General features: G+C 74.7%; 8 protein-coding genes and 1 pseudogene. 5 read left to right on the top strand and 4 right to left on the bottom strand.

What is annotated here, in order from left to right; all coding sequences use genetic code 11:
- The 3 genes and pseudogenes from ACFQH9_RS08445 to ACFQH9_RS08435 form a co-directional block, all read left to right on the top strand.
- Nucleotides 1-358: pseudogene (locus ACFQH9_RS08445) on the top strand (cytochrome ubiquinol oxidase subunit I); the annotation flags it as partial.
- A complete protein-coding gene (serB, locus tag ACFQH9_RS08440; protein ID WP_379565357.1) occupies nucleotides 359-1,594 on the top strand; it encodes a phosphoserine phosphatase SerB in 1,236 nt (411 codons plus the stop codon).
- On the top strand, nucleotides 1,591-2,301 hold the full coding sequence (locus ACFQH9_RS08435) for a peptidyl-tRNA hydrolase (RefSeq protein WP_379565356.1): 711 nt from the start codon (nucleotides 1,591-1,593) through the stop codon (nucleotides 2,299-2,301). Before serB ends, ACFQH9_RS08435 begins: the two co-directional genes overlap by 4 nt.
- A gap of 128 nt (nucleotides 2,302-2,429) precedes the next feature.
- Here the strand turns inward: ACFQH9_RS08435 and ACFQH9_RS08430 are convergent, their stop codons facing one another.
- Nucleotides 2,430-4,394, bottom strand: coding sequence for an ATP-dependent DNA helicase (locus ACFQH9_RS08430; protein ID WP_379565359.1), 1,965 nt, complete (start codon nucleotides 4,392-4,394; stop codon nucleotides 2,430-2,432).
- Between the two features lie 252 nt (nucleotides 4,395-4,646).
- Between ACFQH9_RS08430 and ACFQH9_RS08425 the strand changes: the two genes are divergently transcribed.
- Nucleotides 4,647-5,540: an acyl-CoA thioesterase gene (locus ACFQH9_RS08425; RefSeq protein ID WP_379565355.1), complete on the top strand. Its 894-nt coding sequence runs from the start codon at nucleotides 4,647-4,649 to the stop codon at nucleotides 5,538-5,540.
- Between the two features lie 15 nt (nucleotides 5,541-5,555).
- Here ACFQH9_RS08425 and ACFQH9_RS08420 read toward each other — a convergent pair whose 3' ends face one another.
- The gene (locus tag ACFQH9_RS08420; RefSeq protein WP_379565354.1) at nucleotides 5,556-6,299 is read right to left on the bottom strand and encodes a class I SAM-dependent methyltransferase; all 744 of its coding nucleotides are present in this window, start codon (nucleotides 6,297-6,299) and stop codon (nucleotides 5,556-5,558) included.
- A gap of 81 nt (nucleotides 6,300-6,380) precedes the next feature.
- On the opposite strand from ACFQH9_RS08420, the gene ACFQH9_RS08415 reads away from it, so the two are divergent.
- A complete protein-coding gene (locus ACFQH9_RS08415; RefSeq protein ID WP_379565353.1) occupies nucleotides 6,381-7,301 on the top strand; it encodes an AraC family transcriptional regulator in 921 nt (306 codons plus the stop codon).
- Here ACFQH9_RS08415 and ACFQH9_RS08410 read toward each other — a convergent pair whose 3' ends face one another.
- Both ACFQH9_RS08410 and ACFQH9_RS08405 read right to left on the bottom strand, forming a co-directional pair.
- Nucleotides 7,302-7,850, bottom strand: coding sequence for a nicotinamidase (locus tag ACFQH9_RS08410; protein WP_379565352.1), 549 nt, complete (start codon nucleotides 7,848-7,850; stop codon nucleotides 7,302-7,304).
- A gap of 79 nt (nucleotides 7,851-7,929) precedes the next feature.
- Nucleotides 7,930-9,228 (bottom strand): nicotinate phosphoribosyltransferase, encoded by a 1,299-nt coding sequence (locus tag ACFQH9_RS08405; RefSeq protein WP_379565351.1) that lies wholly within the window; start codon nucleotides 9,226-9,228, stop codon nucleotides 7,930-7,932.
- Nucleotides 9,229-9,230: the final 2 nt, after the last annotated feature.

Here is a 9,230-nt window from a genome sequence, read left to right as displayed (position 1 = left end):
CAGCACTGGCTGGGCAACGAGGGCATGCCGCGCCGGTACGTCGACTACCTGGCGACGGACGGGTTCACCACGCTGAACACGATCTCGTCGATCGGCGCGTTCGTGCTGGGCGCCTCGACCCTGCCGTTCATCTGGAACGTCNCTGGAGTGGGCGACCTCCTGCCCGCCGCCGCGGCACAACTTCACCGAGCTGCCCCGCATCCGCTCCGAGCGTCCGGCCTTCGAGCTGCACTACCCGCACCTGGTGGAGCGGGTCCGGGCGGAGGCGCACGTCGGTGGGCACCCGGCCCCGTCCGAGGTGGCCGCACAGGGCGTCTCGCGGGAGACCCAGCCCGACGACGACCCGCGCTCGCGGTAAGTGCCCCAGCACGATCAGGCCCGGTCCACCGTCCTCGTGACGGTGACCGGGCCGGACCGTCCCGGCGTCAGCTCGGTGCTGTTCACCGTGCTGACCAGGCACGCGGTCGAGCTGCTGGACGTCGAGCAGGTCGTGATCCGCGGCCGGCTCACCCTCGGCGCCCTCGTCGCGGTGGCGCACGACCCGGAGGAGCTGCAGGAGGCCGTCGAGGCCGCGATGCACAGCATCGGGATGCAGGTCCACACCTCGCTCGGCACGGACGGCCAGGTGCGGCGGCAGTCCACGCACGCCGTCGTCGTGCTGGGCAGGCCGATCACCGCGCGGGCCTTCGGGCTGGTGGCCCAGGCCCTCGCGGACGTCGGGGCGAACATCGACTCCATCCGGCGTGTCGCGGACTACCCCGTGACGGGTCTGGAGCTGGAGGTCTCGCCGAACCCCGACGACCCGGAGCAGCCGCACGGCACGCTGCGCGCCAAGCTGGTGGAGGTCGCCCGGGAGGCCGGGGTGGACGTCGCGGTGGAGCGCGTCGGGCTCGCCCGGCGCAGCAAGCGGCTGATCGTCTTCGACGTCGACTCCACGCTCGTGCAGGGTGAGGTCATCGAGATGCTGGCCGCCCGGGCCGGCGCCGAGGACGAGGTCCGCCGGGTCACCGAGGCCGCGATGCGCGGCGAGCTGGACTTCGCGCAGTCCCTGCGGGCGCGCGTGGCCACGTTGAAGGGGCTGTCGGCGTCGGTCATCGACGAGGTGGCCGCCGAGCTGGAGCTGATGCCCGGCGCGCGCACCACCATCCGCACCCTCAAGCGGCTCGGGTTCCGCACCGGGGTGGTGTCCGGCGGGTTCACGCAGGTGATCGAGGGCCTGGTCACCGAGCTCGGCCTGGACTTCTGCGCCGCCAACACCCTGGAGATCGAGGACGGCCGGCTCACCGGCCGGGTGGTCGGCGACATCGTCGACCGGCCGGGCAAGGCGGACGCGCTGAGCCGCTTCGCCGCCGAGCACCAGATCCCGATCGAGCAGACCGTGGCCGTGGGCGACGGGGCGAACGACATCGACATGCTCTCCGCGGCCGGCCTGGGGATCGCGTTCAACGCCAAGCCCGCGCTCCGCGCGATCGCCGACACCGCCCTCTCGCAGCCCTATCTCGACGTCGTGCTGTTCGTCCTGGGCATCACCCGGGACGAGGTGGAGCGCGCCGACGCCGCCGAGGGCGTCCTGCGGCGGGTGCCGATCACGTGAGCGCGCAGCCCGAGCAGCCCGAGACGCCCCGCGAGCCGGTGCTCGCGCCGCTCGGGGCCCGCTACTCCGGGGCGCCAGCGGTGATCCCGCCCGAGGCCGACGGCGTGGTCCGGGCGATGCCCGTGATCCTGCGGATCGAGCGGGAGCTACCGGCGCGGACCGCGCTGCTCGAGGCCGCGGCGCAGGCCGCGCTCGCGGTCTGCGTGGACCCGCGGGCGCAGGGGGAGTGGTACGAGGCGCTGCGCAACTGGGTCGACGGCCGCATCCGCAAGATCGCCCGGCGGGCGCGCGGAGCGCACTGGACCGCGGTGCAGGAGCTGCCCGGCGTGACCGTGGAGGTCGACGGCGCCGAGGTGCGCGCCCTCGTGCCCGGTCCGGTCGACGCCGTCCCGAAGACCGTGTCCCGGCTGCAGATCGGCGGCACCGACCTACCGGCCGACGAGCCGGCCCCGGTGCCGGCGGGGACTCCGGTCATCGTGCTGAACCCGGCCGTCGAGATGACGGTGGGCAAGGCCGCCGCGCAGGTCGGGCACGCCTCGATGATCCTCGCCGCCGTGCGCGGGTGGACCGGGGCGCCCCGGTTCGCGGTGCGTCGGGACCCGGCGCTGTGGGAGGAGCTGCTGGCGCGGGACGACGTCGTCTGCGTGCGCGACGCCGGCTTCACCGAGGTCGACCCCGGCACCATCACCTGCGCCGCCGCCGACTGACGAGGGCCCGCACTACGGCTCCATGACGCGATAGGGGGGCTCGTTCCTCTCGCATTATGGAGCCATGACGCGAGAGAGACGGCCCCGTACACGCGTTATGGCTCCTGAGTGGCCGGTGCCAGGAGTACTCAGGCGTCGCGCAGGCGGGCGAGCGCGGCGCGCACCTTCGCGGGATCGGTGGTCTGCCAGAAGGGCGGCAGCGACGCGCGGAGGAAGCCGCCGTAGCGGGCGGTGGCGATGCGCGGGTCCAGGATCGCGACCACCCCGCGGTCGTCCGTGCCGCGCAGCAGCCGGCCGGCGCCCTGGGCGAGCAGCAGCGCGGCGTGGGTGGCGGAGACCGTGAGGAAGCCGTTGCCGCCGCGGGAGTCGGCGGCCTTCTGCCGGGCGGCGACCAGCGGGTCGTCCGGGCGCGGGAACGGGATCCGGTCGATGATCACGCAGGACAGCGAGGGCCCCGGGACGTCGACGCCCTGCCACAGCGACAGCGTGCCGAACAGGCAGGTCCCGGTGTCCTCCGCGAACCGCTTGACCAGCAGCATCGTGGAGTCGTCGCCCTGGCACAGGAGCGGGACGGACAGCCGCCCGCGCAGCGCCTCGGTGGCCTGCTTCGCCGCGCGCATCGAGGAGAACAGCCCGAGGGTGCGCCCGCCGGCCGCCTTGACCAGCCCGGCGATCTCGTCGAGGTACTCCGGCGCGAGCCCGTCCCGCCCCGGCGGCGGCAGGTGCTTGGCCACGTAGAGGATCCCGCTGCGCGCGTGCGCGAACGGTGACCCGACGTCGAGGCCCTTCCACCGCGGCGCGCCCGGATCCCGGACCGGGTCGTCGGTGTCGCCGCCCGCCGACTCGACCCCGCCCTCCGGCCGGGCCGAGACGATCTTCTCCGGCGGCAGCCCCCACTGCCGGGCCAGCGCGTCGAACGAGCCGCCCAGGGCGAGGGTCGCGCTGGTCAGCACGGTGGTGCGCTGGCCGAACAGGCGATCCCGCAGCAGCCCGCCGACGGACAGGGGCGCGGCCCGCAGCACCTTGTGCCGGGCCCCGTCCGGGCCCTGCTCGGCCAGCCACACGACGTCGTGCCGCTTGGCCGGGTCCGGCTCCTCGAAGGTCCTCAACACGCGCACGACGGTCTCGGACACCTCGTCGAGCAGCGCGAGCGCGAGCTTGCGCCCCGTCGCGCCCTCGGGGTCCTCGCGGCGCTCCCCGCCGAGGGCCTGGCGGCACATGCCGGCCGCATCCCGGATCACGGTCAACGCACCCGTCGCGGCCTGCGGGATGACCTCCCACCGCCCGGTGGGCAGGTCCTCGAGCACCATGCCCAGGCCCTCGCCCGCCTCGGCGAGCCGGTCCGCCACCGCCTGGTCGACCAGCTTGCCGCAGCGGCGCGCCGCCGCCGCGACCGTGCCCGCGGTGAGCTCCGCGGTGGCGGCGCCGGTGACCCGGTCGACCAGCTCGTGGGCCTCGTCGACCACCACCACGTCGTGCTCCGGGAGGACCTGGGCCTCGCCCATCGCGTCGATCGCGAGCAGCGCGTGGTTCGTGACGACCACGTCCGCCCGGCCGGCCTCGGCCCGCGCCCTCTCGGCGAAGCAGTCCTCGCCGACGGGGCAGCGGGCCACCCCGAGGCACTCGCGCGCGGTCACGGAGACCTGGCGCCACGCCGCATCGGGCACACCGGGGACCAGCTCGTCCCGGTCCCCGGTCTCGGTGTCCGACGCCCAGTCGTGCAGCCGCTTGACGTTGCGGCCCATGGCCGAGATGGCGAACGGGTCGAACAGCTGCTCCTCGGCGGGGTCGGCCATCTCCTCGTCGCCGTGGAGCTTGTTGAGGCACAGGTAGTTCCGCCGGCCCTTGAGGATCGCGAACGTGGGCTTGCGGCCGAGGGCGGGCTCGAGCGCCTTGGCCAGGCGGGGCAGGTCCCGGTCGACGAGCTGCCGCTGCAGCGCGATCGTGGCCGTGGAGATCACCACGGTGGTGTCGCGGGCCATCGCGTGCCGGATCGCGGGCACCAGGTAGGCCAGCGACTTGCCGGTGCCGGTGCCGGCCTGCACGGCCAGGTGCTCGCCGCTCGACAGGGCCTTGCGGACGGCCTGGGCCATCGCGTCCTGCCCCTCGCGCCGGGTGCCGCCGACGGCCGTGACGGCCACCTCGAGCAGCTCGGCCACACCCGGCAGGTCCTGGGACCGGACGGGCGGGGAGGCGGGGGCGAGGGGCACCGCCCGACGATAGCCGCCGGCACCGACAGCACCGGTGATCCGGCCCCGGTCCGGCGCGCGGAACCGCGGCGCGTCGGCCGTGTCACACGTGATCTCGGCCCGTTAGACCAGCTCACGCGGGGGTAGGTGGGCAGGATGAACCGGGTGACGTCCATGCAGATCCGACCCGAGGCCGACCGGTACCCGATGGTGCTGGAGGTGACGCCGCGCTACAGCGACCTGGACCCGAGCCGCCGCGTCGGCCGCGAGGCGCTGGTCCGCTGGTTCGAGGACGCCCGGGTGACCACCGAGCACCGCGCCTTTCCCGAGCGCACCTTCGGCAGCCGCCCGAGCGGCACCGGGCAGCTGCTCGCCTCCGTCCACGTCGACGTGCACGCCCCGCTGCGCATCGCCGACGACTACCGGGTCGGCATGGCCGTGAACCGGGTCGGCGACTCCTCCTTCAGCTACAGCTACGGCGTGTTCACCGGCGACGACCTCGTCGCGACCGGCGAGTCGACCAGCGTCTGGGTCGAGGGCGGGCGCCCCGCGGCGCTGCCCGGGGAGATGCGCGGCGCGCTCGAGCGCCTCGTGCTCCCCGAGGCCGCCCCGACGGCGCGCCGGGAGGTCGACGAGTCGCGGCTGGTGCGCGAGAACTACCCGTTCCGCTACGACGTCCGGACCCGCTTCGGCGACATCGACACCAACCGGCACGTCAACAACGTCGCCCTCGCGGGCTGGTACCTCGACGGCCTCGCCGAGCTGCACACGGACGTCCTCGGCTACCCGCTGGGCGGGCCGCTCGACGGGCTGTCGCCGAGCTCGCTGCACGTGGAGTACCGCGACCAGGTGCAGTACCCGGGCATCTGCCAGCTGCGGGTCGGCGTCGTGGAGCTCGACGACACGGAGGTCCGCTACGCCTGCGGGCTCTTCGACGGCCACCGGTGCATCGGCGTGGCCGACGCCGCGGGGTCCGTCCGCGCGGTCGACGGCGAGGGCCGCGACGTCGACCTGCGGGCCGCGTTCGAGCCGTTCCGGATGCGCGGCTGAGCACGGGGTGGCCCCCTAAGCCGTGGCCCGGTAGAAGGTCAGGCCGCCGAGGCGGGTGTTTCCTCGGCTCACCGCCGTCGCGTCGGTGAACCCCGCCTCGGTGAGCAGGTCCGGCACCGACGGGCCGTGGCCGTGGCCGTGGCCGTGTCCCTGGCCGTGCCCGTGTCCCTGGCCGTGCCCGTGTCCCTGGCCGTGCCCGTGTCCCTGACCGTGCGCGCCCTTCCCGCGCAGCCGCAGGAGGAGCCCGTGCAGCCCGGTCACCACCGCGAGGGCGCCGCCCGACTCCCGCGGGTCGTGGTTCAGGTCCATCAGGTGCAGGCTCCCGCCCGGGGCGAGCACCCGGCGGACCTCACGCAGCGAGCCCACCTTCTCGTCCTCGAGCAGGTGGTGGAGCATCAGCGAGGAGAGCACCCGATCGACGCTTCCGTCGGCGTACGGCAGCGACCGGGCGTAGGCCTGGTCGAGCCGGAGCGCCAGCCCCGCGCGCTCGGCCTTGCGCCGGGCGAGCGCCAGCGCCGCGGGGTCCGGGTCGGTCCCGATCACCGTCGCCCCCGGCACGGCGCGCTTCGCCTTCAGCAGCACGTTGCCGGTCCCGCAGCCGATCTCCAGAACGGTCGCGCCGGGCTCGATCGCGGCCTGCGCGACGAGCTGCCAGTAGGAGTCGCCGATCCCGGCGATCCTGCCGAAGCGGTCGTAGAAGGGCAGGAACCGCGGGCTGATCATCGCGGGCAGGTAGTCCCGCGTCTCGGCGGTCGTCACGGTGCGCTCCCGGAGGTGTACGAAGTTCGGGCGTCCCCTGCTAGGTTCCCTACGTCGTGAACTGCGGACAAGGGACGATGTGTGGCTGCAGGGGGACGTTCTTCGGGTGAGGTCGTACGCCGGACCGCGCAGGACGTCCCGCTCCTGGACTACGTCCGGCGGCCCGGGCTCCCCGCGGTCACCGTGCAGCACTGGGTCGGGGACCACCCGTCGGAGGGCCCGCGGTTCCGCGGGGCCCACGCCCACGACTTCCTGCTGCTCCTCTACGTCGAGCGCGGCAGCCTCGTCGCGCGAGTGGACGGCCGCGACCGCACGATCACCACGGGCGACGCGTTCGTGATCGCGCCCGGCGCGGTCGTCACGCCGGGGAGGCCGGACCCCGACGGCGACGTGTGGGCGGTCTCCTTCCCGCCCGACGCCGTCGATCCGGCCGCCGTCGCACCGCTCGTCTCCTGGCGCGGGCACCCGCTGCTCGCCCCGTTCCTCGGCGACCACCGCGGCGGCGGGCAACGGCTGCGGGTCCCGGCCGAGGACCGCCCGGCCTGGCTCGCCCAGCTCGCCGACCTGGACGCGGAGCTGCGCGGCCGCCGCGACGGGTACGCCGACGCCGCCCGCGCCCACCTCACGTTGCTGCTGGTCCGGCTCGGCCGGCTGGGCATCGACGGCCCGGACGAGCTCGGCGTCGACCCCCTGGTCGCGCAGGTGCTCGAGGTCGTCGAGAACCGGTACCACGAGGCGATCTCGCTGCGGGACGTCGCCGCCGCCGTCGGGCTGACGCCCGGGCACCTCACCACGGTGGTCGGCCGGGCGACCGGCCGCACGGTCCAGCAGTGGATCACCGAGCGGCGCATGCGGGAGGCGCGCCGGCTGCTCGCCGACACCGACCTCACCGTCGCCGACATCGCCCGGCGGATCGGCTACCGGGACGCGGGCTACTTCGTCCGCCGGTTCCGCACCGCCCACCGGGTCACGCCGACGGCCTGGCGGGGCGGCACGCCGTAGCTACGCGAGGACGACGCCGGCCTCGCGCATCTCGACGAGCGCGAGCTCGGTGGTCGTCGGCAGCACCCCCGCGCACAGCTCCAGCAGGACCCCCGTGTCGAAGCCGGCCCGGCGGGCGTCGAGCGCGGTCGCCTTCACGCAGTGGTCCGTCGCGATCCCGGCGATGTCGATCGAGTCGACGTCGTGTGCCCGCAGCCACTCCTCGAGGGTGCGCTCCCGCGGCTCGCGGCCCTCGAAGCCCGAGTAGGCCGCGGCGTGGTGGCCCTTGTCGAACACGGCCTCGATCCGCGCGACGTCCAGCGCGGGATGGAAGCTCGACCCCGGCGTCCCGGCGACGCAGTGCACCGGCCAGGTGTCGACGAAGTCCGGGGTGTCGCTGAAGTGCCCGCCGGGGGCGACGTGCATGTCCCGGGTGGCGACGACGTGGTCGTAGTCGGCCTGGCGGAGGTACTCGGAGAGGGCGGCGGCGGTGGCCGCGCCGCCTTTCACGGCCAGGGAACCGCCCTCGCAGAAGTCGTTCTGGACGTCGACGACGATCAGGGCGCGCATGTCCTCCTGCTCTTTCCTCGGTGTTTCTTCTCGGTGCTCTCGTCTCGGTGCTCTCTCCCCGCTGCCTGCTCCCCGCTGCTCAGGACGCCGGGAAGACGGTCGGGACGGCGGGCTCGCCGCGCGAGAGCTTGAGGCCCTCCCACGGCACGGAGACGAGGGCGGCGCGCAGGCGCTCGCGGCCCTCCTCGAGGCCCGGCAGGTCCGCGACCGGCTCCCCCTCGCGGACCATCGGGATCGGCAGCACGCGGTCGTGCGGGCCGCGCTCGGGGGTGACGGTGACGGGGTGCACGACCTCCTCGACCGCCGTCCCCGTCGGCTTGTAGCGGCGCAGCGCCGACTTCCGCCCGCCCCGCGACTCCTTGCTGCTGGAGCGCTTGGCGACCGGTCGCCCGTCCACCTCCACGAGCTTGTAGACCATTCCCGCGGTGGGTGCCCCGGACCCGGTGACCAGGCTCGTGCCGACGCCGTAGGAGTCGACCGGCTCGGCCCGCAGCGACGCGATGGCGTACTCGTCCAGGTCCCCGGACAGCACGATCTTCGTGTTCGTGGCGCCCAGGGCGTCGAGCTGCTCGCGGGCCTGCCGGGCGAGGACGCCGAGGTCGCCGGAGTCGACCCGGACCGCGCCCAGCTCCGGGCCCGCCGCCTCGATCGCGCGCTCGATGCCCTGCCGGATGTCGTAGGTGTCGACGAGCAGGGTCGTGTTCGTGCCCAGGGCCTCGACCTGGGCGCGGAAGGCGGACACCTCGTCGTCGTGCAGGAGGACCCAGGCGTGCGCGGCGGTGCCCGCGGTCGGGACGCCGTGGCGGCGGCCGGCCTCCAGGTTCGACGTGGCGGCGAACCCGGCGAGGTAGGCCGCGCGGGCGGAGGCGACGGCGGCCTCCTCGTGCGTGCGGCGCGAGCCCATCTCGATCAACGGGCGGTTGCCGGCGGCGGTGACCATGCGCGCGGCGGCCGAGGCGATGGCGCTGTCGTGGTTGAGGATCGAGAGCAGGAGCGTCTCGAGGACGACGGTCTCGGCGAAGGTGCCCGTGACCGTGAGGACGGGGGAGCCGGGGAAGTAGAGCTCGCCCTCGGGGTAGCCGTCGACGTCGCCGGTGAAGCGGTAGTCCGCCAGCCACTTGAGCGTGCGCTCGTCCAGCGAGCCCTGCAGGGAGGCGAGCTCGGCCTCGCCGAAGCGGAAGTCGCGCAGCGCGTCGAGCACCCGGCCCGTGCCGGCGACGACCCCGTAGCGGCGGCCGTCCGGCAGGCGGCGGGCGAACAGCTCGAACACGCACTGCCGCTCGGCGGTGCCGTCGGCCAGCGCCGCGGCGACCATGGTGAGCTCGTACATGTCGGTGAGGAGCGCGGTGCTGGCGCTCGAACCCGAGGGGCCGCTCATGG

The sequence above is a fragment of the Pseudonocardia lutea genome (assembly GCF_042658055.1).
GTDB lineage: Bacteria > Actinomycetota > Actinomycetes > Mycobacteriales > Pseudonocardiaceae > Pseudonocardia > Pseudonocardia lutea.
This window is presented reverse-complemented; position numbering and strand designations above follow the sequence as displayed.